Origin of the sequence: Aeromonas sp. FDAARGOS 1406, from assembly GCF_019048565.1 — a bacterium.
GTDB lineage: Bacteria > Pseudomonadota > Gammaproteobacteria > Enterobacterales > Aeromonadaceae > Aeromonas > Aeromonas caviae.
The window spans coordinates 778,212-802,922 of the sequence record NZ_CP077378.1; the positions used below are offsets into that span (position 1 = coordinate 778,212).

22 protein-coding genes are annotated in these 24,711 nt (G+C 63.1%); 11 read left to right on the forward strand and 11 right to left on the reverse strand.

The window, feature by feature from the left end; all coding sequences use genetic code 11:
* The first annotated feature begins 202 nt into the window (after positions 1-202).
* The gene (locus tag I6L36_RS22235; protein WP_109113200.1) at positions 203-382 is read left to right on the forward strand and encodes an AlpA family transcriptional regulator; all 180 of its coding nucleotides are present in this window, start codon (positions 203-205) and stop codon (positions 380-382) included.
* A gap of 35 nt (positions 383-417) precedes the next feature.
* On the opposite strand, the gene I6L36_RS03555 is transcribed toward I6L36_RS22235, so the two are convergent.
* Positions 418-1,611, reverse strand: a complete 1,194-nt coding sequence (locus I6L36_RS03555) for a site-specific integrase (protein ID WP_109113199.1) — start codon at positions 1,609-1,611, stop codon at positions 418-420.
* Between the two features lie 188 nt (positions 1,612-1,799).
* Here I6L36_RS03555 and sbcB point away from each other — a divergent pair, with 188 nt between their 5' ends.
* Positions 1,800-3,215 carry an exodeoxyribonuclease I gene (sbcB, locus tag I6L36_RS03560; protein ID WP_109113198.1) on the forward strand — a complete coding sequence of 472 codons (1,416 nt, stop codon included), beginning with the start codon at positions 1,800-1,802 and terminating at the stop codon, positions 3,213-3,215.
* Between the two features lie 148 nt (positions 3,216-3,363).
* Complete coding sequence (locus tag I6L36_RS03565) at positions 3,364-3,870, forward strand: hypothetical protein (protein ID WP_010674463.1); 507 nt, start codon at positions 3,364-3,366, stop codon at positions 3,868-3,870.
* A 57-nt stretch (positions 3,871-3,927) separates the two neighbouring features.
* Here I6L36_RS03565 and I6L36_RS03570 read toward each other — a convergent pair whose 3' ends face one another.
* On the reverse strand, positions 3,928-5,643 hold the full coding sequence (locus I6L36_RS03570) for a glycoside hydrolase family 36 protein (RefSeq protein ID WP_201920133.1): 1,716 nt from the start codon (positions 5,641-5,643) through the stop codon (positions 3,928-3,930).
* A 130-nt stretch (positions 5,644-5,773) separates the two neighbouring features.
* On the opposite strand from I6L36_RS03570, the gene I6L36_RS03575 reads away from it, so the two are divergent.
* From I6L36_RS03575 to cdd, 3 genes are all read left to right on the forward strand, one after another.
* The gene (locus I6L36_RS03575; protein WP_010674461.1) at positions 5,774-6,133 is read left to right on the forward strand and encodes a CidA/LrgA family protein; all 360 of its coding nucleotides are present in this window, start codon (positions 5,774-5,776) and stop codon (positions 6,131-6,133) included.
* Positions 6,130-6,816, forward strand: coding sequence for an LrgB family protein (locus I6L36_RS03580; RefSeq protein ID WP_109113256.1), 687 nt, complete (start codon positions 6,130-6,132; stop codon positions 6,814-6,816). The genes I6L36_RS03575 and I6L36_RS03580 overlap by 4 nt, the downstream gene beginning before the upstream one ends.
* A 226-nt stretch (positions 6,817-7,042) precedes the next feature.
* Positions 7,043-7,924 carry a cytidine deaminase gene (gene cdd, locus I6L36_RS03585; protein ID WP_010674459.1) on the forward strand — a complete coding sequence of 294 codons (882 nt, stop codon included), beginning with the start codon at positions 7,043-7,045 and terminating at the stop codon, positions 7,922-7,924.
* Between the two features lie 795 nt (positions 7,925-8,719).
* Here the strand turns inward: cdd and I6L36_RS03590 are convergent.
* The 3 genes from I6L36_RS03590 to I6L36_RS03600 form a co-directional block, all read right to left on the reverse strand.
* Complete coding sequence (locus tag I6L36_RS03590; protein WP_109112922.1) at positions 8,720-10,384, reverse strand: AMP-binding protein; 1,665 nt, start codon at positions 10,382-10,384, stop codon at positions 8,720-8,722.
* 99 nt (positions 10,385-10,483) lie between these two features.
* Complete coding sequence (locus I6L36_RS03595) at positions 10,484-10,762, reverse strand: YfcL family protein (RefSeq protein WP_010674457.1); 279 nt, start codon at positions 10,760-10,762, stop codon at positions 10,484-10,486.
* 107 nt (positions 10,763-10,869) lie between these two features.
* Positions 10,870-11,985, reverse strand: coding sequence for an ATP-NAD kinase family protein (locus I6L36_RS03600; RefSeq protein ID WP_109112921.1), 1,116 nt, complete (start codon positions 11,983-11,985; stop codon positions 10,870-10,872).
* A 117-nt stretch (positions 11,986-12,102) separates the two neighbouring features.
* Between I6L36_RS03600 and I6L36_RS03605 the strand changes: the two genes are divergently transcribed.
* Positions 12,103-12,825: a TerC family protein gene (locus I6L36_RS03605; RefSeq protein ID WP_010674455.1), complete on the forward strand. Its 723-nt coding sequence runs from the start codon at positions 12,103-12,105 to the stop codon at positions 12,823-12,825.
* A gap of 86 nt (positions 12,826-12,911) precedes the next feature.
* Here I6L36_RS03605 and aroG read toward each other — a convergent pair whose 3' ends face one another.
* From aroG to I6L36_RS03630, 5 genes are all read right to left on the reverse strand, one after another.
* A complete protein-coding gene (gene aroG, locus I6L36_RS03610; RefSeq protein WP_041212942.1) occupies positions 12,912-13,967 on the reverse strand; it encodes a 3-deoxy-7-phosphoheptulonate synthase AroG in 1,056 nt (351 codons plus the stop codon).
* A 197-nt stretch (positions 13,968-14,164) separates the two neighbouring features.
* Positions 14,165-15,445 (reverse strand): 3-phosphoshikimate 1-carboxyvinyltransferase, encoded by a 1,281-nt coding sequence (gene aroA, locus I6L36_RS03615; protein WP_162540634.1) that lies wholly within the window; start codon positions 15,443-15,445, stop codon positions 14,165-14,167.
* 170 nt (positions 15,446-15,615) lie between these two features.
* Positions 15,616-16,704 carry a 3-phosphoserine/phosphohydroxythreonine transaminase gene (gene serC / locus I6L36_RS03620; protein ID WP_109112919.1) on the reverse strand — a complete coding sequence of 363 codons (1,089 nt, stop codon included), beginning with the start codon at positions 16,702-16,704 and terminating at the stop codon, positions 15,616-15,618.
* A 224-nt stretch (positions 16,705-16,928) separates the two neighbouring features.
* Positions 16,929-17,858, reverse strand: coding sequence for an electron transfer flavoprotein subunit alpha/FixB family protein (locus I6L36_RS03625; RefSeq protein ID WP_216986966.1), 930 nt, complete (start codon positions 17,856-17,858; stop codon positions 16,929-16,931).
* Positions 17,859-17,961: 103 nt separating this feature from the next.
* Positions 17,962-18,711, reverse strand: a complete 750-nt coding sequence (locus I6L36_RS03630) for an electron transfer flavoprotein subunit beta/FixA family protein (protein WP_216986967.1) — start codon at positions 18,709-18,711, stop codon at positions 17,962-17,964.
* Positions 18,712-18,837: 126 nt separating this feature from the next.
* Between I6L36_RS03630 and I6L36_RS03635 the strand changes: the two genes are divergently transcribed.
* From I6L36_RS03635 to I6L36_RS03645, 3 genes are all read left to right on the forward strand, one after another.
* On the forward strand, positions 18,838-20,481 hold the full coding sequence (locus I6L36_RS03635) for an electron transfer flavoprotein-ubiquinone oxidoreductase (RefSeq protein ID WP_042863730.1): 1,644 nt from the start codon (positions 18,838-18,840) through the stop codon (positions 20,479-20,481).
* A gap of 415 nt (positions 20,482-20,896) precedes the next feature.
* On the forward strand, positions 20,897-21,844 hold the full coding sequence (gene corA, locus I6L36_RS03640) for a magnesium/cobalt transporter CorA (RefSeq protein WP_005301617.1): 948 nt from the start codon (positions 20,897-20,899) through the stop codon (positions 21,842-21,844).
* A 144-nt stretch (positions 21,845-21,988) separates the two neighbouring features.
* The gene (locus I6L36_RS03645; RefSeq protein ID WP_043155869.1) at positions 21,989-22,450 is read left to right on the forward strand and encodes a DUF2919 domain-containing protein; all 462 of its coding nucleotides are present in this window, start codon (positions 21,989-21,991) and stop codon (positions 22,448-22,450) included.
* 9 nt (positions 22,451-22,459) lie between these two features.
* Here I6L36_RS03645 and I6L36_RS03650 read toward each other — a convergent pair whose 3' ends face one another.
* On the reverse strand, positions 22,460-23,209 hold the full coding sequence (locus I6L36_RS03650; protein WP_109112704.1) for a hypothetical protein: 750 nt from the start codon (positions 23,207-23,209) through the stop codon (positions 22,460-22,462).
* A 215-nt stretch (positions 23,210-23,424) separates the two neighbouring features.
* Here I6L36_RS03650 and I6L36_RS03655 point away from each other — a divergent pair, with 215 nt between their 5' ends.
* Positions 23,425-24,660 (forward strand): MFS transporter, encoded by a 1,236-nt coding sequence (locus tag I6L36_RS03655; RefSeq protein ID WP_109112705.1) that lies wholly within the window; start codon positions 23,425-23,427, stop codon positions 24,658-24,660.
* Positions 24,661-24,711: the final 51 nt, after the last annotated feature.

Sequence of the window (24,711 nt, forward strand, 5' to 3'; positions counted from 1 at the left end):
TTTACATGTCATGACCATAAGCCATATTGTTCCATAGCCATTTTCATTGCTTTTATAATATACAAAAACAATTATTAAATTGATTTTAGCAGTATGAAAATGACGACTAGTTTTTCTATATCATAAAAGCAAGTCGTCTAAAAATATGGTAAATTGACACATATGCCAATCATGTTTAACCTCCTAAAAAATAGGAGGCTATATGAACAACAATGAACCAGCACTAATAAGAACAAAAACACTATTAAAAAAACTTGGCATATCCAGATCGACGCTGTACAGATGGATTAAAGAAGACAAATTCCCACCACCTATCAATAAGGGCTTTTATTCTGTCGCAGTGATAAATAGCTGGATATCAAGGGAAAAGCACTCATCTTAGATGATGAATCACACCATCTTATGGTTCAATTATATTTAAATATCCTGCAAGGATTTTACTGCTTCCATTAATTTTGTATCCCATAACTCATATGCCTCACGTTGCTCATCAATCCAGTCATGCAGATTGTAGATGGCCATCACTCCAGCCATTCGGTGGCCAAGCATTTTTTCGGTTACCTGTGGCATAACACGCTCTTCCGATAGTCGCGTACTCAACGTTCGACGCATGTCATGCATACGCCAATACGGCAGATCCAGTTTATCTCGCACACGCTCTGCTAACTGGATGAGAGATGCACTGCTCAATGACCTTTTCGGATTCACTGGCGAGCGACATACAGGGCCGCCCTTTAGCCGAGATCTCGCTGCCGTTTCTTGCAACAACATCATCACTCTCGTAGGAATAGGCCGACGTATTGGCGCACCACATTTGGCTCGAGCAGCGGGAACCGTCCAAATTTGCTCCTCCATATTGAACTCACTCCACTGCGCACCCAATGCCTCGCCGCTACGACAGCCAAGCAGGATCACCAATTTGGCTGCCAATTTTAATCCGCGGCTGGCCCTGCTCTGTTCAAATGCAATCCAAATCTGAGCGAGTTCACGCATGGTCAACACACGAGTGCCTCTCTCAGGTTGAGAGCCCACATCTTCGGTGCGTAATTGCAGCACCGGGGAGCCGCCAATGAGATTACGCCGAATACAAAAACTAAGAATGGATTTTAACCTGCGCAATAAATGCCCTGCGTTTTTCGGCTTTTTCTTGCCAATCTTATCAAACCACTCCAGCCAGCTCGAAAACGGGATCTGTTCAACCGGAATACCAATAAACAGAGGTTCGAAATAGCGCTGCATGGTATGCTCATAGAGCATGACCGTACGAGGCCGCAGCTTGGGCAGATGGTGTTCACGAAAATGCTCGCAGCACTGTTTAAGTGTGACATCATGCTTCTGGTGGAGCTTATCCCAGAAAACTCTGGGATGTTCATTACGCTCAAGTGCACCACGGATTGCAGGGATCAACGCCCTGGCATCAGCGAGTTTAAGGTCGGGATAGCGTCCAATTTTGAGTCTCGCCGCTTTTCCTTGCCAGCGATAGCGATATTGCCACGAGATGGTGCCTCGCTCGGTGACCCGAGCTGACAATCCATCACGGTCTGACAATTCCGTCTTGCCAAAGTAGGGCTTACCATAGAGGGCCCGTAGCTTCGTATCAGTAAGTGGCATATGACTCTCCTGTGACTGGTCATCTGATTTTTCACTGACACATTAACGCGTCCTAACGTGTACACAGATATGTACCAAACTGGTCTGAAACGGACTGAATCAAGATCGGACAAAGTGAGACAATCTGAGATAACACTCCGTATAACGACTTGTTTTTCAAGCATATAGACACAATTCAGAACCACGAAATGAACCAGCAGACAAATCCTACCTTCTATTTCCACGACTACGAGACCTTCGGCATCAGTCCGGCCAAAGACAGGCCGTCGCAGTTTGCGGGCATTCGCACCGACGCGGATTTCAACGTCATCGGCGAGCCGCTGGTGATTTACTGCAAGCCGCCGGCGGATTACCTGCCGGAGCCGGAAGCCTGCCTCATCACCGGCATCACGCCGCAAAAGGCGATGAAGGACGGCCTGTGCGAGGCGGACTTCATCCGCCAGATCCACGCAGAGTTCGCCACCCCGGGCACCTGCGTGCTCGGCTACAACAGCATCCGCTTCGATGACGAGGTGACCCGCTACACCCTCTATCGCAACTTCTATGACCCCTATGCCTACGCCTGGCAGAACGGCAACTCCCGCTGGGACATCCTCGACATGCTGCGGGCCTGCTACGCCCTGCGCCCGCAGGGGATAGAGTGGGCCGTCGATGAAGAGGGCAAGCCGAGCTTCAGGCTGGAGAAGCTGACGGTGGCCAACGGCGTGGCCCACGCCAACGCCCACGATGCGCTCTCGGATGTGCTGGCCACCATCGAGATGGCCAGGCTGGTGAAAAAAGCCCAGCCCAAGCTCTTCGAGTACCTCTTTGATCTTCGCAACAAGAACAAGGTGAAGGCCCTCATCGACGTGGTGACCATGAAACCCCTGGTGCACGTCTCCGGCATGTTCTCCCCCTGGCAGGGGTGTGCGAGCTGGGTGTCGCCGCTCGCCTGGCACCCCACCAACCAAAACGCGGTGATCATGGTGGATCTGACCCGTGACCCGACTCCGCTTATCGAGCTCTCCTGCGAGGAGATCCGCGAGCGCCTCTACACCAAAAAAGAGGAGCTGGGGGATCTGGCCGGCATTCCGGTCAAACTGGTGCACATCAACAAGTGCCCGGTACTGGCCCCGGCCGCCACCCTGACCCCGGAGCGGGCGGACGAACTGGGCATCAATCGGGCTCAGTGCCGCAAGAGCCTGGATCTGCTGCGGGCCCACCCCGAGGTGCGGGAAAAACTGGTGGAGGTGTTCAACCAGGAGTTTGCCGGCAGCAACGACGGCGACCCCGACACCCAGCTCTACGCCGGCTTCTTCGGCCACGGCGACAAGTCCACCATGGACCTGGTGCGCGCCACCCCGGCGGATCTGTTGGGGGAGCGGGAGTTTGCCTTCACGGATCCCCGTCTGCCCGAGATGCTGTTCCGTTACCGCGCCCGCAACTGGCCCCACACCTTGAGCGAAGCGGAGCAGAAGCGCTGGCGCCTGCACTGCAGCGACTACTTCAGCCGCCGCCTGCCGGATTATGTGCCGCGCCTGGAAGCCCTGGCGGAACAGAACCAGGGGAACGAACGGAACTTTGCGATTCTAAAGAGTCTCTATCACTACCTTGAAAATCTGTGAGATGTGAGCCGTTTCACAGTTAAAAACCGATGCGTTTCCCCGGCTCGCGACATAATGGGCAGGGAGCCCAAGCTCCTGATAGTGTGAATATTTAGATGCGCTGACGGCATGGATGCCGTGCTTTCGACTGTTGGGGAACTCTCGTTTTATGCGTTCAGCTCTGCCTGCTTTGACACTCGTCGCCTGTGCCCTGCTACCCCAGGCCGCCCTCGCTGGCGCCCGGTTCGAGGTGCCAGACTACCTCTTGCGCCTGCCGGAGCAGACCTACCGGCTCATCGAGCACAACTTCAGCACCCTCTACCAGCAGACCGACTTCACCCCGCAAATCACCAACAGCTATTTCAACCACTCGGATCTCTACCGCTTCGCCGGCATTCCCCTGGCCATCACGCCGCAAAACGGCTTCCAGATGGAGGTGTTCGGCCAGCTCTACAACAAGTCGTCCCAGATCTATGCCCAGATGAGCCAGGATCTCTCCCTCTATCGCACCCTGCGGGTGGACATGATGGGGGATCAGAGCGACGAGATCGCCATCGGCATGGGGCTCGGCATCCCCCTGACAACCCGCCTCACCGTCAAGGCACTCGCCTCCAGCAACGAGATCCCGGGCTATGGCTCCGCCAATTACGCCATCGGGATGGAGTGGCACTTCTAGAGACCATTTCGCCACGTAAAAAAGCTCCCGAGGGAGCCTTTTTGCAGTGCAACGCCATCAGGGGTAGCGGATCACCGCCCCCTGCCCCCCTTGCAGCACCAGGGTGCTCCCCAGGGGCGTCTCGTCCCAGAAGTCCGTGCCCCCCGGCGCCAACGGGAACTCGCAGGGGTGCTCCCCCCAGTTGAACAGGCAGAGCAGCTCGCCGCCCCCGGGCAGCGCCACCCGCCCGCGCTCGAATGCCATCCCCTCGAAGCGGGCCGCCGGGGTGCGCGCGGCGCACAGGGCGAGCAGCTTGCCAAGGCGCGCCCCTTGCGCCGCGTCCAGATCCTGCAATCTGTCCCCCGCCAGCACCATGCCACCGCTCGCCACCAGGGCGGCCAGGTGGAAGTCGTACTCGGCGCAGCTCCCGTGCTGGCCCGGAATATCCCGCAGGCAGACGCAGTCGGGGTCCAGCACCCAGAGCCGCTCGTGCTGCCAGGCGCGGCAGAAGGCTTCTCGCGCTATCTGGCGAAAACGGGGGCCCTGGCGCTCTACGTCATCGCTCACCCGCATGCCATGCACCAGGCCGAGGCTCGGCCACAGCGGCGCATTGCAGCCGAGCAGGAAGGCCCCCTCCCCGGCGCCGCGCAGGATGGCGGCCATACCGCGCCGATAGGCCTCCACCCGGGTGGCGGCGGGGTCGTGGAAGCGACCACCGTGGATGGCCCCCCAGAAGTTGGCATCGAGCTTGAAGTAGTGAATGCCCCACTGGGTACGCAGGGTGCGAAATACCTGCTCCAGGTGCGTCTGCACCTCGGGGTGGGTGCCATCCAGCACGTACCAGGGGGTGCAGCGCCAGCCCCCGTAGGTGACTCGCTCCGAGGGGAGCGGCAGGCCATCCTCCCCTTTCACGAACCAGTCAGGGTGCTGCTGGAACACTTGCGAGCCGGGCTCGGCGATAAAGGGGGCGACCCAGAGCGCAGGCTCGCAACCGGCGGCGCGGATCTCCCCTGCCAGGGCCGCCACCCCCTCCTCGAACTTGGCGGAAGGGGTGAGCCAGTCCCCCATCCTGGCCTGATAGCCATCGTCTATCTGCACGTAGCGCAGGGCCGGGAAACGCTCGGCCCGCACCGCCAGGTTCTCGCGAATGTCCGCCGCGCTCACGTTCGCGTAGTAGTGATACCAGGAGCACCAGCCGCTCGGGCGCGTGGGCACCTCCCCCACCAGGGAGCCGTGCTCGGCGGCGATATGCTGCGCCAGCGTCGCGAGCAGGGCCTCCCTGTCCGGCCCCTCCAGGCAGATCAGCGCCTCGCTCTGCCAGTGCGCACCCGGCGCCAGGGTGCGCCCTTCGGTGTTCATCACGATCTCGAGGCGCCCGTCGGGATGGAGGCGAAACTCCCCGCCAAAGCGCTGGCAGCTCGCAAAGGCCAGCAGCAGCCAGCCCCCCTCCTGCGCCACCAGCAGCAGGTTGTGCACCGTGTGGTAGCCATGGTCGGCGGTGATGCGATAGACAGACGCATCGGGGCAGCGGCCCAGGTGCTCGGGGGCATTCCAGCGTCCCCCGGTCTGGGCCAGCATCTGGAACCCCTCTCCGTAGATGGCCGCGTCGGGCGCAAGTCCGAGATCCCCCTCAAACAGCCGCCAGTGGTGGACGGCCTCGGACTGCCTCCCGGTGTTGTCGAGCCTCACCCGGCAAAGCGGCCCCTCCCATTGGCGGGTTTGCAGCAGGGTGTCAGGGAGGGCGGGATCGGCGGGCAGTTGGCGCAACCGGGCCAGGAGAGAGGGGGTCGACATGGGAACTCCTTCTTGTGAATGGGGATGAAGCCGGGGCCATTGTATCCCCTGCGGGCCAGTTGACCCTGTTCCCTCCCCCCCGTGCCTGTTAAACTGCGACCTCGCTCACACTTGCCAAGATGAGGCCCCCGTGCTGCTGCAACGCACCCTGCGCTACCTTCGTGATTTTCTGGTCATCATCGCCTGTCTGCTGGCAGGCAAGGCCGTGGCGGCCATCCTGCCCTTCGCCTTCCCCGGCAGCATCATCGGCATGCTGCTGCTGTTCGTGCTGCTCTCCTTGCAGATCGTCCGCTTCTCCTGGGTCGAGCTGGGGGGCGGCCTGCTGCTGCGCCACATGGGGGTGCTGTTCGTGCCGGTGGCGGTGGGCCTGGTGGCCTGGCTCGAGCCCCTGCGCCAATCCTTCGGTCTCATCATGCTCTGCGTCGTGCTCGGCATCGTGCTCATCCTGGGCGCGGTCGGCCACCTCTATCAAAGGATGAACAAGCCATGATCCTCTGGTTCGCCCTGCCCCTCACCCTGGCCTTCTATTTCATGACCCGGGCCCTCTACCGCCGCCTGCCCTGGCCCGTCATCAATCCGGTGCTGATCCCCACCGCCGTCATCATCGGCCTGCTGCTCTGGCTCGATCTGCCTCTGGATCAGTACCAGCAGGGGGCCTCACCCCTGACCGCCCTGCTGGAACCCGCCGTGGTGGCCCTGGCCCTGCCGCTGTACCAGCAGGCGCGCCAGATCCGCGACAAGCTCACACCCATCCTGGCCTGTACCCTCACCGCGGTGCTCATCTCGGTCTGCACCACCCTGGGGGTCGGCCACCTGATGGGGGCGGATCCGGCGCTGCTCGCCTCCATCGCCACCAAGTCCATCACCACGCCGCTCGCCATGAGCGTCAGCCAGTCCCTCGGCGGCATTCCCGCCATCGCCGCCGCCGTGGTGGTGGTGGTGGGGATCCTGGGGGCCCTGGTGGGCTACCCCCTGCTCAAGCTGATGCGGGTCACCGACCCCGAGGCTCAGGGGCTCGCCATGGGAGCCTGCGCCCACGCCATCGGCACCGCCGCCTCCGCCGAGCAGGGAGTGACCCAGGGCGCCTTCTCGTCGCTGGCCATGGTGGTGTGCGGTGTGCTGACCGCGGCCATCGCCCCCCTGCTGTTCGCCCTCTACCACTGGCTGACCTGATCCCCGTTGCCATGGCCGCCCCTGCGGCCATGGCCTCTGTGCCCTTTCACCGTTTCCATCCGATACCCTCGCCTCCCTGATGCCGGGAGCTGGCGCACAGATTGCGAAAGACAAACGTTTCCTTTACCATCCCCGCCCCTTTGCCCATCAAGGCGTGAGCGCGCTCACACAATTCGCCGCGCTTGCTCCCTACAATGGCCCCCCAATTGGCCTTTGAGGACACAGTATGCATCCCCGCTTTGCCAAGCCATTCGAGACCCTTTCCGCCCCGCTCCAGGCCGCCCTGCTGCCCATGCTGGGGGACGATTTCCAGGCCCGTTTCACCCCGGACCAGGTCGCGACCCTGAAAGCCGCCACCGGGCTGGATGACAGGGCCCTGCGTCTGGCCTTGCTGCCGCTCGCGGCCGCCTGCTCGGTGGCCCCCATCTCCAGGTTCTTCGTCGGCGCCATCGCCTGCGGCCTGAGCGGCACCTGGTACTTTGGCGCCAACATGGAGTTCGCGGGCCAGGGGCTGTTCCACTCGGTCCACGCCGAGCAGTCCGCCATCTCCAACGCCTGGCTGGGTGGCGAGACCGGGATCTCCGAGATCACCGTGAACTACACCCCCTGCGGCCACTGCCGCCAGTTCATGAACGAGCTGAGCACCGCCAAGACCCTGAAGGTCTCCCTGCCGGACGATCTCAGCGAGCTGCAATCCTTCCTGCCCCACTCCTTCGGCCCCGCCGATCTCGAGATCACCGATGCCCTGATGAGCCCCCAGGCTCACGACGAGCTGGTGCTCGAGAGCGACGACCCCCTGTGGCAGGCTGCGCTCGCCGCCGCCCGCCAGAGCTATGCCCCCTATAGCCAGGGCTATGCCGCGGTGGCGCTGCAGTTCGAGGACGGGCGCATCTTCTGCGGCCGCTATGCCGAGAACGCCGCCTTCAACCCGAGCCTGCCGCCGATGCAGATGGCCTGCGCCCACGCTGTGCTGGGTGGCGAGGATCTCGCCACCGTGCGCCGCGCCGTGCTGCTGGAGAGCAAGGATGGCCAGATCAGCCAGCGGGATTCGGCCCAGTCCACCCTGAAGGCGCTGGGCTCGGTCGAGCTTGAGTACAAAGCCGTCTGACCCCGGCATCCGCCAACGGGAAGGGGAGCTGCGGCTCCCCTTCTTGCTCTCTGCGGCTCTCATCCTGCCCCTCACCCCCTTTCTCTGCGCCTCTGGCGCCGTGCATCAGATGCCCCCCTGCCCCATGTGAGGGCGGTCTCCCTCCGATGACCTTATTGGCAGACCTCCTCTGCGGTGGCGGGAAGCCCAGGTTAAGGGGCCAATGCCTCCCCCCGCCCCTTGCGGCCCCCGTGTGTGACCCCAAGATGCATTTGCCAAGCCACTGGGATCCCGCCTCTCCATGGATTTTGCAAATACCTTTCCGTGCCGATTCCCCCGACGCGGGGCGGTATGGCGGCGGGAAAGGTCGGGGAAGGGGTCAATGCCCCGCCCTCGCCCCTGGCGACCCCCGTGTGTGACCCCAAGATGCATTTGCCAAGCCACTGGGATCCCGCCTCTCCATGGATTTTGCAAATACCTTCCCTGCTTGTTCCCTCGACGCAGGGCGGCATGGCGGCAGCGGGAAACGTCGGGGAAGGGGTCAATGCCCTGCCCCCGCCTCTTGCGACCCCCGTGTGTGACCCCGAGATGCATTCACCAAGCCACTGGGATCCCGCCTTTCCATGGATTTTGCAAATGCCTTTCCCTGCCGATTCCCTCGATGAGGGGCGGCATGGCAGCGGCGGGAAACCTCGGGGAAGGGGTCAATGCCCCAGCCCCGCCCCCTGTCGGCTGCTTCCCCCTGAAATACAGCGGGGGAGCCACTGGCTCCCCCGACTGTCATTGATGTGGCCCATATGGCGGCACCAGCCCCTGTCAGGACTCCCACAGGATGCGCTGGCTGCCGGACCAGCGCTCGCCGATGTCCGCGTATTTTTGTTCCAGCAGGTGGCGGCGGATCTTCATGGTGGGGGTCAGCACCCCGTTCTCGATGTTCCAGGGGCTCTTGACCACCAGGATGCCCCGCAGGCGAGCGTGGGATTCCAGCTTGTCGTTGACCCGGTTGAGGGCAGCCTCCAGCTGGGCCTCCACCCCGGCCTTGTCCCCCTTCATGGCGCTCTCGGCGAGCTGCACCAGGGCGACCGGCTGCGGCATGCCGTAGCCGATGACGCAGAGCTGCTCGATGATGGGCTCCTGCCCGAGCATCCCCTCGATGGGCACCGGGGCTACGTACTTGCCCTTGGCGGTCTTGAAGACATCCTTCATGCGGCCGGTGATGGTGAGGTAACCCTCCCGGTCCAGCTTGCCCATGTCACCGGTGTGCAGCCAGCCCTCGGCGTCGATGGCCTCTGCACTGTGCTCGGGATCCTTGTAGTAACCCAGCATCATGCCGTCGCAGCGACAGAGGATCTCCCCCTCGTCGGAGATCTTGATGGTCACCCCGGGCCCGGCCTTGCCGACGGTGCCTATCTTGTCCGCCCGGAACGGGTAGTTGAGGGTGGAGTAGGCGTGGTTCTCGGTCATGCCCCAGGCCTCGGTGATATGGATGCCGATGCTGTGATACCACTCCAGCAGCGCCGGGGCCACCGGCGCCGAGCCGCAGCCCAGCACCCGCGCCTGATCCAGCCCCAGCCCCTTTTGCAGCTTGCTCTTGATGAGGCTGGAGACGAGGGGGATCTTGAGCAGCAGCGCCAGCTTTTTCTGGGGCAGCTTCTCGTGGATCTTGATGCGGAACATGGCCCAGAGCCGCGGCACCGAGATGAAGACGGTGGGACGGCAGCGCTTGACGTCCTCGATGAAGGTGTCGAGGGATTCGGGGAAAGCGATGGTGGCACCGCTGAACAGGCTGCCGCCGTAGATGTAGACCCGCTCCGTGATGTGGGCAAGGGGCAGGTAGGAGAAGCCGCGATCCTCGGCGGTGAGGGAGACCGCCTCCACCAGCTTCTCGCAGGACCAGGCGTAGCGCTCCACGCTCAGCATGGCCCCCTTGGGCTTGCCGGTGCTGCCGGAGGTGTAGACCAGGCTCAGCAGGGCATCCGGCGCCTGCACCGGGCTGTCCGGGATGGGGTCGTATTGCGCCAGCAGATCGTCCCACTGGTGGGCGGCCGGCATGGTGTCGTAAGGCAGGGCGATACGCAGCAGATCCCCGGGCACCCCCGCCTCCTGGCTCTTCCAGTCGTCCAGCTTGCCGACGAAGATCGCCCTGGTTTCGCTGTGGCGCAGCACGTATTCGATGGTGTCGACGTTGGCGGTGGGGTAGATGGGCACGCTCACGTATCCCCCCATCTGCATCGCCAGATCGGCGATGAACCACTGGGCGCAGTTCTTGGAGAGCAGCGCCATCTTGTCACCGGGCACCAGGCCCAGGGCGCGCAGTGCCGTCACCATGCGCCGCGCCTCGTCGGCGACCTCACCCCAGGTGAAGTCGACGTATTCGCGGTGGATGGTCTGACGCAGATAGATTCGGTCGGGACACTGCCGCTCCCAGTGATAGAGCATCTCGAGCGGCAGTCTGGTGGCAATGCGTGAGGTGGAGGCCATGGTTTAATCCCTGAAACAAAAGGCGAGCCTCATTATTAACCTTTTGATAACACTCAGGGAAGCAGATTACTTAAACTTGTGTTTGAACTGCGAATGGGATCAAGCTTCCGCCTGGGCCTGCAGACGCTTCCACATCTCCTGCACCAGCACCTCGTCCTGCTCGGAGAGCTCACCTTGCAAGATGGCCTCGTTCAGGCTGCGCAGCACATAGCTCTTGACGTCCCGCACCAGGGTCTTGCCCTCCAGCTCGGCGCGCGCCACCGCAAGGGAGATGTGCCCTCGCAGATAGCCGCCCGCAAACAGCTCGTCTTCGCTGGCCGTGGCGACCATGGCGTCGATCAGTCCCAACAACTTGTGTTCAAAATCGTGAATCGTCATTTAACGCAGCCTCATTTCCGGGGTTGCCGGCAAAAAATTCGGGGAGTGGAACCGCGATCCGGTTGATCGCGGCTCTCTGGCGCCAGGCCAGCCGCATCCTTGATGTCCTATTCCGGGTTGGCCACCGGGTAGATGACCTGATCCTTGTATCCCGTGGTTATGCGCAGATAACCACTCAACGACCGGTTCAGTGCCGGATCGTCGGTGTCCACCAGCAGCGGACGGCCTTCTAGCGCCGCCAGCTTGGCTTTGGTGGCGAGCACCTGGATATGCTCGCGCCCGACGGCCCGGATCACGTCTGGACTCAATTGCTGATTTCCGCGCCCGAACAGATGTCCCTGACCGCCGATCAGGGTGATGATCAGACGGCAGCGACGGCCGCAGATCCGGGTCAGGATCTCGGCGGCGCTGAGATCCTGCCCGATAAGTTGGCCATTTTCCACCAGATCCACACCGAGCAAGGTATTTTCCAGACCCAGCTCACCCATGCAGGCGGCCACCGTGCTCCCCGACCCCATCAGGTAGAGGGTATCGGGCTCCATCTGCTCCACCACACCGGCGGCAAGATCGGCGAGCACCAGCTCCTCGGACTCCCGCCCCCCCTGCTTGACCGCCTGCACGTAGCGCAGATCCCCGGGCACCAGCAGCTGCCCGTAGTGGCGGGCGCGCACCTTGCCGGCGCGAAACGCCTCCTCGTCGATGTCCATCACCTCCGCATCCACCAGGCTCAGAAGCTCCCCTGCGATCATTCTGGCCGCCACCCGGCCGCTTGCCGCCGGCGTCACCCCGTAGACCCCGGAGTGGATTTTGCACCCCGCCGGGATGCCGAGCACATGGCAGGACTCCCCCACCGCCGCGCAGATGTCACGGGCGGTGCCATCGCCACCGGCGAAGAGCAGCAGATCCACCCCGGCATCGCGCAGGGCCAGGGCGGCGGCCCGGGTATCCTCGGCGCTCGTCTGCGCCCCGGCAGGCCGATGGACGATGCGATGGGGCAGCCCGAGCTCTGCGGCAAGCGTCTCCCCCATCTCACCGGCCACCGTCAGCAGCTCGAATGACGTGGTCAGCTCGCACAGGGGCAACAGGGCCTGGCGGGCCCGCTCCCGGGCCTTGGGGACGGCCCCGCGCGCCAGCGCCTCGGCGACCATACCGTCACTGCCCTTGAGACCGACGGCCCCGCCGATGCCGGCGACGGGGTTGATGATGAGCCCTAATCGAAACATGTTTCCCTCCTGTTGGATCGCCGCCATTTTTATCTTTTCCCGCCACTGGGACAAGCCATGACCCCCTGCTAAAATGCGCGGCTTCTACCTCAATCACTGTTCAACCAAGGTTCAATCATGCTGGAATGGATTGCTGACCCCTCCGCCTGGGTCGCGCTCGCCACCCTGACCCTGCTCGAGATCGTGCTCGGCATCGACAACATCATTTTCATCTCCATCCTGGTGGGTCGCCTGCCGGAAGCCCAGCGCCAGAAAGCGCGCATCCTGGGGCTGGGGCTCGCCATGGGCACCCGCATCCTGCTGCTGCTCTCCCTGGCCTGGGTGATGCGCCTCACCGAGCCCCTCTTCACCGTGCTGGGGGAAGCCATCTCGGGACGGGATCTCATCCTGCTGGTGGGGGGTCTGTTCCTCATCGCCAAGAGCACCCACGAGATCCACCAGAGCCTGGAAGGGGCCGCCGAAGAGGCGGGTGTGGTGAGCAAGACCGCGGGCTTCCTGTCCACCCTGGTGCAGATCGCCATCCTCGACATCATCTTCAGCCTGGACTCCGTCATCACCGCCGTGGGCATGGCGGATCATGTCCCTGTCATGGTGCTGGCCATCATCATCGCCGTCGGCGTCATGATGTTTGCCGCCAAGGCCATTGGCGACTTCGTCGATACCCACCCCACCATCAAGATGCTGGCCCTCTCCTTCCTTATCCTGGTCGGGGTGGCGCTGATGGCCGAAGGGCTGGATCTGCACATTCCCAAGGGTTACATCTACTTCGCCATGGCCTTCTCGCTGGTGGTGGAGATGATCAACATCCGCCTGCGCGGCCACCAGGAGCGGGCCAAGTAAACTGCGACCTGCCGAGAGATGGCCAAACAAAAAGCGCGACCCAGGGTCGCGCTTTTTTATTGTCCCGCCAACGGGGCGCCTTGGGCTCAGAGGGCGTTGCGAGCGGCCACGGCGTCCGCCAGGTTGCGCAGCAGCACCTCGGTATCGGCCCAGCCGATGCAGGCGTCGGTGATGCTCTGGCCGAAGGTGAGCTCGCACCCGTCCACCAGATCCTGACGCCCTTCCACCAGGTGACTCTCCACCATGACGCCGAACACCGCCTTGCTGCCGGCACGCAGCTGACCGGCCACGTCCTCGGCCACCAGCATCTGGTTCTTGAACTGCTTGCTGCTGTTGGCGTGGCTGAAGTCGATCATCACTTTCTGGGGCAGACCCGCCTTGTCCAGACCACTCACCACCTCATCCACGTGACGGGCGCTGTAGTTGGGCTCGCGGCCACCGCGCAGGATGATGTGACAGTCCGGGTTGCCGGCGGTCGAGACGATGGCGGAGTGGCCGTACTTGGTCACCGACAGGAAGTGGTGCGGGGCGCTGGCGGCGCCGATGGCGTCGATGGCCACCTTGATGGTGCCGTCGGTGCCATTCTTGAAGCCCACCGGGCAGGAGAGACCGGAGGCCAGCTCGCGGTGTACCTGGGATTCGGTAGTACGGGCGCCGATGGCACCCCAGCTCATCAGATCCGCCACGTATTGCGGGGTGATCATGTCGAGGAACTCGGAGGCGGTCGGCAGCCCCATGTCGTTGAGATCCAGCAAGAGCTTGCGACCCAGGCGCAGGCCGTCATTGATCTGGCAGCTGTTGTCGAGGTAGGGATCGTTGATCAGCCCCTTCCAGCCCACTGTGGTACGGGGTTTTTCGAAGTAGACCCGCATCACGATCTCCAGCTGATCTTTCAGCTCGTCGCGCAGCACCTTGAGGCGCTTGCCGTATTCCAGGGCGGCGACCGGATCGTGGATGGAGCAGGGGCCGATCACCACCAGCAGGCGATCATCGTCGCCGGCCAGGATGTTGTGGATGGCCTGACGGGATTCAAACACGGTGGCCGAGGCGGTGTCGGTCGCCGGAAACTTCTCAAGCACCGCAACCGGGGGCAATAACTCTTTGATTTCACTGATACGAACGTCGTCGGTTTGATGCTGCATGACCAAGTTTCCTGCTAGATGACTGCGATAAAGAGATCTCAATCTAGCCCTGTGCCGGGTCGGTGTAAATAGAAAATTACATTCTTCGGCAAGGAATTTTATTATCGCACCTTGCAAGTTTGCATAATGCTGCTACGAGGCATGAAAAAAGCGGGGGGCAGAGATGAAAAGGCCCGCACGAAGCGGGCCGAAAGGGCTCAGGCCTGACTGACGCTGGCCAGCTTGTCGAAGTAGTCCGGAAAGGTCTTGGAGGTGCAACCCGGATCATTGATGGTGACCGGCGTATCGGAGAGTGCCACCAGGGAGAAGCACATGGCGATGCGGTGATCGTTGTAGGTGTCGATGGCCGCGTGGGTCAGCTGTGCGGGCGGGATCACGGTGATGAAGTCGTGCCCCTCCTCCACTTCCACACCCAGCTTGCGCAGCTCGGTCGCCATGGCGTGCAGGCGGTCGGTCTCCTTCACCCGCCAGTTGTAGATGTTGCGGATGGTAGTGGTGCCCTCGGCAAACAGCGCCGTGGTGGCGATGGTCATGGCCGCATCCGGGATGTGGTTCATGTCCATGTCGATGCCGTGCAACGGCCCCTGCTCGGCCTCGATGAAGTCATCGCCCCAGGTGATGCGGGCCCCCATCTTCTCCAGTACGTCGGCGAAGTGGATGTCCCCCTGGATGCTGTGCTTGCCGATGCCGGTAACCCGCACCTTGCCCTTGATGGCACCCGCCGCGAGGAAGTAGGAGGCGCTGGAGGCATCCCCTTCCACCAGGAAGTCCCCCGGGCTGACATAGGTCTGGTTGCCCTTGATGTAGAACACCTTGTAGTCGTCGTGCTCGATGACCACCCCGAACTGCTTCATGATGTGCAGGGTGATGTCGATGTAGGGCTTGGAGACCAGCTCGCCCTTGATGTGGATGCGGGTGTCGCCGGCCGCCATGGGGGCTGCCATCAAAAACGCCGTCAGGAACTGGCTGGAGACGGAGCCGTCCACGTGCACGTCACCACCCCAGAGCCCCTTGGCATCCACCACCAGGGGCGGATAGCCGTCTTTTTTCAGATACTGGATATGGGCACCCGCTTCGCGCAGGGCATCCACCAGGTGGCCGATGGGGCGCTCTTCCATGCGCGGCTCGCCCCCCAGGGTGTACTCGCCCGAGCCCAGGCAAAGGGCTGCGCAGAGGGGGCGCATGGCGGTGCCGGCGTTGCCGAGGAACAGATTGACCGGCTCTTTCACCGCGAAGCTGCGACCCAGTCCGTGCACGGTGCACTCGGTCTTGTCGGCGGAGAGCTTGTACTTCACGCCGAGCTGGGTCAGCGCCGCCAGCATGTGGCGGATGTCATCGCTGTCGAGCAGGTTGGTCAGCCGGGTGGTGCCGCGCGCCAGGGCGGCCAGCAGCAGGGCCCGGTTAGAGACACTCTTGGAGCCAGGCAGATTGACTACCCCGGCCACGCTAGAAATGGGTTCCAAACGCAACGAATTCATAGACTTCCTGTACGATCTCAAGTAAATCACCTGACCGGACGTTAACAGTCCGCGCCCCGCACGGCAAGTTCGGCGGTGGTACAACTGCGGGACCCGGGCGCCGGGGTCAGGATAGGCCTGAAAAACAGACGCCGGGGAGTCCCCGGCGTCTGGCAATGGGGAGACACGCCTCAACCGTGGCGTTTGGCAAAGTCATCCATGAAGCTGACCAGCGCCTTGACCCCTTCCATGGGCATGGCGTTGTAGAGGCTGGCACGCATGCCGCCGACGATGCGGTGCCCCTTGAGCGCCAGCAGGCCGGCCGCTTCCGATTCCGCCAGGAACAGCTTGTCCAGGGCCTCGTTCTTCAACTGGAACGGCACGTTCATGCGGGAGCGGCAGGCCGCGTCCACCTTGTTGCCATAGAAGCTGGACTGATCGAGGTAGCCGTAGAGGAAGTCGGCCTTCTCCTTGTTGCGTGCTTCCATGGCCGCCAGGCCCCCCTGCTTTTTCAGCCATTCGAACACCAGGCCGGCCAGATACCAGGCGTAGGTGGGCGGGGTGTTGAACATGGACTCGTTCTTGGCGGTGAGCTGGTAATCGAAGATCGACGGCACGTCGGCACGAGCCTGGTTCAGCAGGTCGTCGCGCACGATGGCGATGGCCAGGCCCGAGGGGCCGATGTTCTTCTGGGCGCCGGCATAGAGGATGCCGAAGCGGCTCACGTCGAGGGGACGGGAGAGGATGGTGGAGGAGAGATCCGCCACCAGGGGCACGTCGCCGGTGGCCGGGATGTCGAACATCTCGATGCCGTCGATGGTTTCGTTCGGGCAGTAGTGCACATAGGCGGCATCGGCGCGAAACGCCGGGGTCGGCAGCAGGTGCGACACGCCCTGCTCGTTCTTGGCAACCCCTTGATAAGTCTGGATGTCGCCATATTTCTGGGCCTCATCCACAGCGCTCTGGGCCCAGACGCCGGTCACAAGATAATCGGCCTTCTTGTTGGCGCCGCCCAGCAGGTTCATGGGCACGGCGGAGAACTGGCCCCGGCCGCCACCGTGCATGAAGAGCACCTTGTAGTTGTCCGGCACCGCCAGCAGGTCGCGCAGGTCCGCTTCGGCCTTCTCGGCGACCGCCATATAGGGCTTGCCGCGATGGGAAAGCTCCATGACCGAGGCTCCCAGCCCCTGGAAATTACAAAATTCGCGCTGGGCGCGCTCCATGACTTCAACCGGCAACATGGCGGGGCCGGCGCAGAAGTTGTAAATCTGTTTGCTCATGACGCTTTCCGTGAATGGATGTGTGTGATCGGTGACTCGAACGTTTTTACACGACAGCCCCCCGTGGGGGCAAAGGCTTTTTGGGATCCAGCGCAACCTTTTGCCCCGGCGCCACCGGGCACCCATCAGACAAAAGCCCTGAACGGGCCAGGGCTTGCAGAGAATATGCATGGAAACGGGGGCGAGACAGCACGGACGGCTTTGTTCGCCCCTTTGTGGCAAATTTACAGCTTGGCGGTGAGCTCCGGCAGCAGAGTGAAGAGATCCCCCACCAGACCGTAGTCTGCCACCTGGAAGATGGGGGCCTCCGCGTCCTTGTTGATGGCGACGATCACCTTGGACTCCTTCATCCCCGCCAGATGCTGGATGGCGCCCGAGATGCCCACCGCGATGTAGAGCTCGGGGGCCACCACCTTGCCGGTCTGCCCCACCTGCAGGTCGTTGGCGACAAAGCCCGCATCCACGGCGGCCCGCGATGCCCCGACGGCAGCCCCCAGCTTGTCCGCCAGAGCGTCGATGAGGGCAAAGTGCTCTTTCGAGCCGAGCGCCCGCCCGCCGGAGACCACCACCCGGGCCGCCCCGAGCTCGGGTCTGGCGGAGCGCACCGCACGCCGCTCGATGAGCCGGGTACGGCAGCGCACCTCGGCCACCGGCAGCGATTCCATCACGGCACGCTCCTCCCCGGACCCGGCCTTGGCGAACGCGGTGGGCCGCACGGTGAGCACCTTGACGGGGGCGCTGCTCGCCACCCGGGCGATGGCGTTGCCCGCATAGATGGGACGCAGGAAGGTGTCGGGCCCCTCGATGCCGGTCACCTCGGCGATCATCTCCACTCCGAGCCTGGCCGCCACCCGCGGCAGCAGATCCTTGCCCTGGCTGCTGGCCGCCATCAGGCAGTGCTGGTAGTCCCTGGCCACCTCAGCGAGCAGTCTGTCGACCCCGTCGTTGAGCCCCTCCGCCAGCATGGGATGTTCTGCCAGCAGCACCCGGTTTACCCCCGTGAGGGCGGCGGCCTGCTCCCCCGCCTCCGTCAGCCCCTGCCCCAGCAGCAAGAGATGCACCTCGCCCCCCAGGCGCCCCGCCGCCGTGACCAGCTGGGCCAGGTTGTCGGCGATCCGCCCCTGATGATGTTCCGCAATCACAAGTACGCTCATGGCAGCACCTTCATGTCATCCATTGATCCCTTGCTCCCCGGGGCCGTTGCCCCATGCATGGCGCTCACGCCTGCGGGAGGCATCCCTCTCATGCCCCTACCCATCAGAGCACCCGGGCTTCGTGCTTGAGCTTGTCCAGCAGCTCGTCCACCGAGCCCACCCTGATGCCGGCGCTGCGCACCGGCGGCGCCATCACTCCGAGCTGCCGTGTCTGGCCGGCCGGCACTACCCCGAGGGCGGCGAACGGCTGGCTCTCCAGCGGCTTGCGCTTGGCCTTCATGATGTTGGGGAGGGAGGCGAAGCGCGGCTCGTTGAGGCGCAAGTCCACGGTCACCACGGCGGGCAGCGCCATGCCGAGGGTCTCGAGGCCACCGTCTATCTCGCGGGTCACCTGCAATTCCCCCTCCACCAGCCTGATGGCGGAGGCGAAAGTGGCAAGTGGCCAGTCATTGAGGGCGGCGAGCATCTGCCCTACCTGATTGTTGTCAGAGTCGATGGACTGTTTGCCGAGCAGCACCAGATCGGGCTGCTCCTGCCCGCACACCGTTTGCAGGGCCCGGGCCACGGTGAGCGGGGTCAGGGTCTCGCCGGTGACATAGTGCAACGCCCGATCCGCCCCCAGCGCCAGGGCATGGCGCAACTGCTCGGCCGCCGCCTCGGGGCCGAAGGTCACCACCACCAGCTCGGATGCCACGACGGCTTCCCGCAGCCTGACCCCCTCCTCCACCGCGATTTCACAAAACGGGTTGATGCCCATCTTCACATTGGCGAGCTCCACATCGGAGCCATCCCCCTTGACCCGGATCCTGACGTTGTAATCAACGACCCGTTTGACTGCGACCAGCAGCTTCATGGCGGTCATCCCTCATACCTGTTGTGTGGGTCCACCTTGTCGTCACTCACTTTTCTGCTGACAAAGTGGTTTACGTTTACGTAAACTACCAGCACTACCCTAAGCCAAGTCGAGCGCAGAGGCAAGATGGAACGCGAAGCAATGGAATTTGATGTCGTCATCGTCGGTGGCGGCCCGGCAGGCCTGAGCGCCGCCATCGCATTGAAGCAGCAGGCCCCGGCCCTCTCGGTCTGCCTGCTGGAGAAGGGTGCCGAGATAGGCGCCCACCTGATCTCCGGCGCCCTGCTCGATCCCGTCGCCCTCAGGGAGCTGCTGCCAGAGAGCTGGCAGGAGGCCCCCCTCGGCGTGCCGGTGACGGATGATCAGGTCCATCTGCTGCAAAGCGACAGCCGCTCCCTGCAACTGCCCCACTGGGCGGTGCCACCCCGCATGCACAACGACGGCAGCCACATCATCAGCCTCGGCACCCTCTGCCGCTGGCTCGGCAAGCAGGCCGAGGCCCTCGGTGTCGAGATCTACCCGGGCTTTGCGGCGAGCACCCTCATCGTGGAGGAGGGCCGGGTGCGCGGGGTGGTGACCGGCGATCTGGGCCTCGACAAGGAGGGCAACCCCAAGCCGGATCACGTGCCCGGCATGGCCCTGTATGGCCGCTATACCCTGTTTGCCGAAGGGGCGCGCGGCCACCTCGGCAAACAGCTGATCGCCCGATTCCATCTGGAAAATACCGCCCAGCCGCAGCATTACGCCATCGGCTTCAAGGAGGTGTGGCAGGTGCCTGCGGGACAATCCCATCCTGGGCGGGTGCTCCATGGCAGCGGCTGGCCCCTTGGGGAGGGAAAGGGCAACAAGAGTCAGGGGGGCTTCTATCTCTATCATCTGGCCCAGGATCAGGTGGCGGTCGGCCTTATCGTCGATCTCAACTACCAGAATCCCTGGCTCAGCCCCTTTGACGAATTCCAGCGTCTCAAGCACCACCCCCTCATCGCGGCAACGTTGCAGGGGGGCGAGCGCATCAGCTACGGCGCGCGGGCCATCACCAAGGGGGGCTGGCACTCATTGCCGCGCATGCACTTTCCCGGCGGTCTGCTCATCGGTTGTGACGCGGGCACCCTCGACTTCTCCCGCATCAAGGGGATCCACACCGCCATGAAGTCCGGCATGGTGGCGGCCGCAACGGTCGCCATGGCACTGCGAGGAGGGGATGAAGGGGGACGGGATCTGGCCGAGTTTCAGGACGCGCTGCTGCAAAGCTGGCTGACCCGGGAACTGAAGAGGGCCCGCAACGTCGGGGCCGCCCTGCACCGCTTCGGCCCCTGGCTCGGCGGCGCCTTCAACTGGCTGGAGCAGCGACTCTTTGCCTTGACCTCTCCTTTTACTCTGCTGGACAAGGAGCCGGATTACCGCCAGCTGCGCCTGGCCAGCCGTTGCCAGCCCATCGACTACCCCAAACCCGACGGCAAGCTCAGCTTCGACAAGCTCTCTTCCGTCTATCTGGCCAGCACCAGCCACGACGAGGATCAACCCTGTCACCTGACCCTTCAGGACGCGCGCATTCCGGTCGAGGTCAACCTGCCCACCTGGGCCGAACCCGCCCAGCGCTACTGCCCGGCGGGGGTGTTCGAGATCCTTGATGGGGATACCCGGCCAAGGCTGCAGATCAACGCCGCCAACTGCATTCACTGCAAAACCTGCGACATCAAGGATCCCAGCCAGAATATCGTCTGGACGCCGCCCCAGGGCGGCTCGGGCCCCAACTATCCCAATCTGTAACAGGCTTGCCCACGCACACCAGAGCAGATAACAAGGAGACGCAGCCCCGGAACACCGCCCGGAGACCGTTTCCTGCGCTTGGCCGGGGGCTGTCGCAGGGCGACCAGCAACCCGCCATTCCCGCCGGTGAGCCCGGGCCCTCCCCCACACCAGGGCGAACAAAGAAGGCGACGCCGGGATCGCCCGCATCGGGGTCGCCACGGCTGATCCGACCTCGCCGATTTTTTGAGCGAACAGGCTGAACCCCTGATGAATAGGCCCTGACAAGCGGGTCCCGCCCCTGTATAGTTCGCCGCATTCAGGTTGTCCATCGGCCTCGTTATGCTATTTCATGGGATCGCTTTCCGTGCGATCTAAGGCCGCATGAACCTGTGCAACCATCCCTGATTACCCATGACTTCTTAAGGGGGGACAGATGATCACCGCCTACATTCTCAACAACAAGGTGCTGGACATAGTCACGCTCGGGCCGGATGACATCGTTCCCGACAACACCGTCTGGCTGGATGCCTACAAGCCGGACACAGCGGAGCGAGAATGGTTGACGGGCCTGTTCCTGGAGGAGGTGCCGGACAAGGAGGAGCTCGATGACATCGAGGCATCCGCCCGCTTCTACTGGGACACCGACGGTCTGCACATCCACTCCCTGTTTCCCCAGCGCATCGGTCGCGACACCAAGGGTGTGCACGTCTCTTTTACCCTGCGCAACAACCTGCTGATCAGCATCCGCGAGGACGACATCGGCCTGGTGCGTCTGCTGCGCCACTACATGCGCCAGGACAGACTGGAGGTCGAAGACGCCCTCGACATCCTGCTGGAGGTGCAGAACCTCAAGGTGGAGTACCTCTCAGACCTGATCGAGGATGGGTACAAGACCCTGGAGAACACCGCCGATCAGATCTTCGAGCCGGACCAGATCAACCCCATGCTCAAGGAGCTGATGGCCCAGGAAGAGGCCAACGGCCAGATCCGTCTCTCCCTGCACGATACCCGCCGCGCCCTGCGCTTCCTCAAACGCAGTTTGCGCCAGCGCATGACGGGGGAGCAGAACAAGTGGATCGACGAGATGCTGCACGACGTGGAATCCCTGCTGCCCCATACCCAGTTCCTGTTCGACAAGATCAACTTCCAGCTGGAGGCCTCCATGGGGGTGACCAATCTGGAGCAGAACAAGGTGATCAAGATCTTCTCGGTAGCCGCGGTGATCTTCCTGCCGCCGACCCTTATCGCCAGCATCTACGGCATGAACTTTGGCCGCATGCCGGAGCTCGCCTGGGAATACGGCTACCCCCTCTCCCTGGTGCTGATGGTGATGTCATCGCTGGGCACCGGTCTCTTCTTCAAGCGAAAAGGCTGGCTGTGACGCCGGAACCCGGCAACTAAAGACTGCGGATTGGGGGGCCTGGCCCCCCGATTAATTCCCGGCCGTTGCCGGCCTTGCAATGGCCTGCCCTGTGCCCCATATCCCCTTCATCACTCGCACTGCATGAATGGATACCGGTCCACCATGACCCTCTACCCCGAACACCGTTACGACGATCACGGCCAGTTGCGCCCCCCGCTCTGGTTCTGGCCCATCGCCCTCTTGCTGACCCGCTCGGTCTGGCTGTTTCTGATGGCGGGGGTCACCCGGGAGAGTGGCAGCGCCATCCTGACCCTCTTCTACCCGGACAAGCTCACCCTCTATATCAGCCTGCTGACGGACGTGCCCGCCATGCTGGCGCTGCTCGCCTGCGGCGGCACCCATCGCCAGACCCACAGTGCCAGAGCCTGGCTCAGACGCCACAGCCGCGCCCTGCTGCTTTGCTCCACCGCGAGCGGCCTGGTCATGCAGTTGCACAGCCTCAATCTGCAGCAGTGGTCGTTCAACTGGCCCACCGCCCTGGTGCTCATCGCCAGCCTCTGGGCGCTCTGGTATCTGCTAAGAAGCCGCCAGTTGCGGGATTACGCCCTGGATCAGCCCCACTGACAGGCTGGTTCACTGGCGCGTGACCCGGATCTGCAGAGTCTGGCGCTCGCTGCCGCTGGCCCTGCCCATGCCTGATGGATTGGCGATCGCGGCCTCCCGGCTGCCTTGGGTTGTGGAAAGCTCCCCCACCGTCAGCCACTGGCCCGGGGCACCCCTCACCTCGGTGGCACTCTGGCCGGTGTGTATGTTGCCCCGCTCCACTCTTGCCTGTTCACTGCTGAGGGCCACCTGCACCCTGTCCCCTATCAGGGTCGCGGTGGCGTAGAGACCGTTCATCAGCGGCATCATGCCCACCACCCTTCCCCCCTGCCACTGGTAAAAGGTGACCGGCTGATAGGACCCCATCTGCAACAACACGGGCCGCCCGGAGAGGCCACGCACCTGCCAGTTGTCACTCTGGCTGCGTTCATAGTGCCGGGCATCCCCCTCCAGCAGCCACTGCCGTTTGGCATCCAGGCCCAGCCCCACTCCGGCCTGCTGACTGCTGGAGGCGCCATCCACCCGCCACTCGATGAGCAGGCTTTGGGGCGGCTGGTTCACTTGCGCCAGGGTACGCTCGGCCTCCTGCAACTGGGCGGGGGTTCCGCTCAGTACCAGCTGGTTGCCCATGGCGCTCACCCCGAGATCCGGGTAGATCTCCTTGAGCGTCTGCACCGCGGCATCCGCCTCGAATACCGGTATGACCTTCACTTCGGCCCTCAGGGGCAATGCCAGCAACAGGCAGCACCCCAGCCCCCAATACCCTGATCCAGCGCGCATCTTCTCCTCCCGGCGTTCACCGCCACCCTCTCGCTTCCTGCCATCATGGTCCATGGCGCCCCGATTGCAACGGGCCTGGTATGCAACCCCACACAGAGGCACCTGATAAAGACTCGTTAAGATACCAATCAATACAAATAAAAATGGTTATCATTTGTTGTCACAACAAAAACCCTCGGATACAATTCGGACTCATTTTTTCGAGTCAGCCTCTGATGAAGCCAGAATCCATCGCATCCACCCCTGCCGCCATCCACCTGGCGCTGCTCATCAACATGCTCTCCATGGGCTGCATGATGATGGTGATGCCCCTTGGCCCGGAACTGGTAACCCACCTGGGGATGCTGCCGGAGCAGACAGGTTACTTCAGCGGCGGCGCCACCCTGGGAGCCGCCCTGCTGGGCCTCCTGGCCGCCCCCTGGCTCGATCGGGTCAACCGCAAACCCGCCCTGCTGGTACTGCTGGTCCTGCGCTTCCTGCTCTTGATGGCTTGCGCCCTGGCCGAGGATAGCCAGACCCTGCTGCTGCTCTTTATCCTGTCCGGCTGCGTCGCCGGCCCCCTGGGGGCCATCCTGATGGCGGCGGTGCTGGATCTGGTACCGCCCGCCGAGCGGGGCCGCCGTCTCGCCTACGTGGGCATGGCGTTTTCCCTGGCCGCCATTCTGATCGTGCCCGCGGCCCTCGTGCTGGCCCAGTGGTCTGGCTGGCAGAGCCCCTTCCTCTTGTTTGGTGCTGGCGGCCTGCTGCTGGCCCTGCTGTGTGCCATCTGGCTGCCGTCCCTGCCGGTCAACCGGGCCCCGGCAGGCCAGGGGATGCGCCAGTTGCTGGGATCACCGCTCTGCCAGGGAGCCCTCTTCATCCTCTGCCTGCAGATGTTCGGCCACTTCCTGCTCATTCCGCACTTTGCCAACTACTTCCAGTTCAACCTGGGTTTCCCGCGCGAGCAGATCGCCAGCCTCTATCTGTGCGGCGGCCTTGCCAGCATGGCCACCATGCGCCTGTGCGGCGGCTGGATCGATCAGGGCCGCGCCCAGGGCGCCATCCTGCTCACCAGCCTGGCCCTGGCCCTGATCACCCTGGTGGGCTTTGCCTTGCCGGCAGGCCTGCCTCTCTATCTGCTGTTCACCCTCTTCATGGCCCTGAGCTCCGCCCGTGCCAGCACCACCCTCGCGGTCACGGCGGCCATTCCGGCCCCTCATCAGCGCGCCGCCTTCATGTCTTTCCAGGGCTCAGTCACCAATGTGGCGGCGGGCCTCGGCAGCCTGCTCTCCGCCAGATATCTGGTCTCCGACGAGGGGGGCGCCCTGCACGGTTTCCCCACCCTGGCCTGGATCAACATTGCGTGCACCCTGGTGGCCTGCGCCGGTGTCTGGTTCCTCATCCGGGGCCTGAAGAGCACAAGAGATAACAATAATCCTGCCTCTGGCACCGCCAGACAAGGAAGTCAGTGAGCACCGGATCAGAAGAATCCGGACCCCATAACCTCAGTTATATCCATGGAG

Bases quoted from the DNA above. Each gene is read 5' to 3' on its own strand.
- aroA (WP_162540634.1), bottom strand. From the start codon at position 15,445: ATGAATTCGTTGCGTTTGGAACCCATTTCTAGCGTGGCCGGGGTAGTC.
- I6L36_RS03630 (WP_216986967.1), bottom strand. From the start codon at position 18,711: ATGAAGCTGCTGGTCGCAGTCAAACGGGTCGTTGATTACAACGTCAGG.
- I6L36_RS03600 (WP_109112921.1), bottom strand. From the start codon at position 11,985: ATGTTTCGATTAGGGCTCATCATCAACCCCGTCGCCGGCATCGGCGGG.
- I6L36_RS03635 (WP_042863730.1), top strand. From the start codon at position 18,838: ATGGAACGCGAAGCAATGGAATTTGATGTCGTCATCGTCGGTGGCGGC.
- I6L36_RS03595 (WP_010674457.1), bottom strand. From the start codon at position 10,762: ATGACGATTCACGATTTTGAACACAAGTTGTTGGGACTGATCGACGCC.
- aroG (WP_041212942.1), bottom strand. From the start codon at position 13,967: ATGCAGCATCAAACCGACGACGTTCGTATCAGTGAAATCAAAGAGTTA.
- I6L36_RS03655 (WP_109112705.1), top strand. From the start codon at position 23,425: ATGAAGCCAGAATCCATCGCATCCACCCCTGCCGCCATCCACCTGGCG.
- I6L36_RS03650 (WP_109112704.1), bottom strand. From the start codon at position 23,209: ATGCGCGCTGGATCAGGGTATTGGGGGCTGGGGTGCTGCCTGTTGCTG.
- serC (WP_109112919.1), bottom strand. From the start codon at position 16,704: ATGAGCAAACAGATTTACAACTTCTGCGCCGGCCCCGCCATGTTGCCG.
- sbcB (WP_109113198.1), top strand. From the start codon at position 1,800: ATGAACCAGCAGACAAATCCTACCTTCTATTTCCACGACTACGAGACC.
- I6L36_RS03570 (WP_201920133.1), bottom strand. From the start codon at position 5,643: ATGTCGACCCCCTCTCTCCTGGCCCGGTTGCGCCAACTGCCCGCCGAT.
- I6L36_RS03625 (WP_216986966.1), bottom strand. From the start codon at position 17,858: ATGAGCGTACTTGTGATTGCGGAACATCATCAGGGGCGGATCGCCGAC.
- I6L36_RS03605 (WP_010674455.1), top strand. From the start codon at position 12,103: ATGCTGGAATGGATTGCTGACCCCTCCGCCTGGGTCGCGCTCGCCACC.
- I6L36_RS03590 (WP_109112922.1), bottom strand. From the start codon at position 10,384: ATGGCCTCCACCTCACGCATTGCCACCAGACTGCCGCTCGAGATGCTC.
- I6L36_RS03565 (WP_010674463.1), top strand. From the start codon at position 3,364: ATGCGTTCAGCTCTGCCTGCTTTGACACTCGTCGCCTGTGCCCTGCTA.
- cdd (WP_010674459.1), top strand. From the start codon at position 7,043: ATGCATCCCCGCTTTGCCAAGCCATTCGAGACCCTTTCCGCCCCGCTC.
- I6L36_RS03645 (WP_043155869.1), top strand. From the start codon at position 21,989: ATGACCCTCTACCCCGAACACCGTTACGACGATCACGGCCAGTTGCGC.
- I6L36_RS22235 (WP_109113200.1), top strand. From the start codon at position 203: ATGAACAACAATGAACCAGCACTAATAAGAACAAAAACACTATTAAAA.
- corA (WP_005301617.1), top strand. From the start codon at position 20,897: ATGATCACCGCCTACATTCTCAACAACAAGGTGCTGGACATAGTCACG.
- I6L36_RS03580 (WP_109113256.1), top strand. From the start codon at position 6,130: ATGATCCTCTGGTTCGCCCTGCCCCTCACCCTGGCCTTCTATTTCATG.
- I6L36_RS03555 (WP_109113199.1), bottom strand. From the start codon at position 1,611: ATGCCACTTACTGATACGAAGCTACGGGCCCTCTATGGTAAGCCCTAC.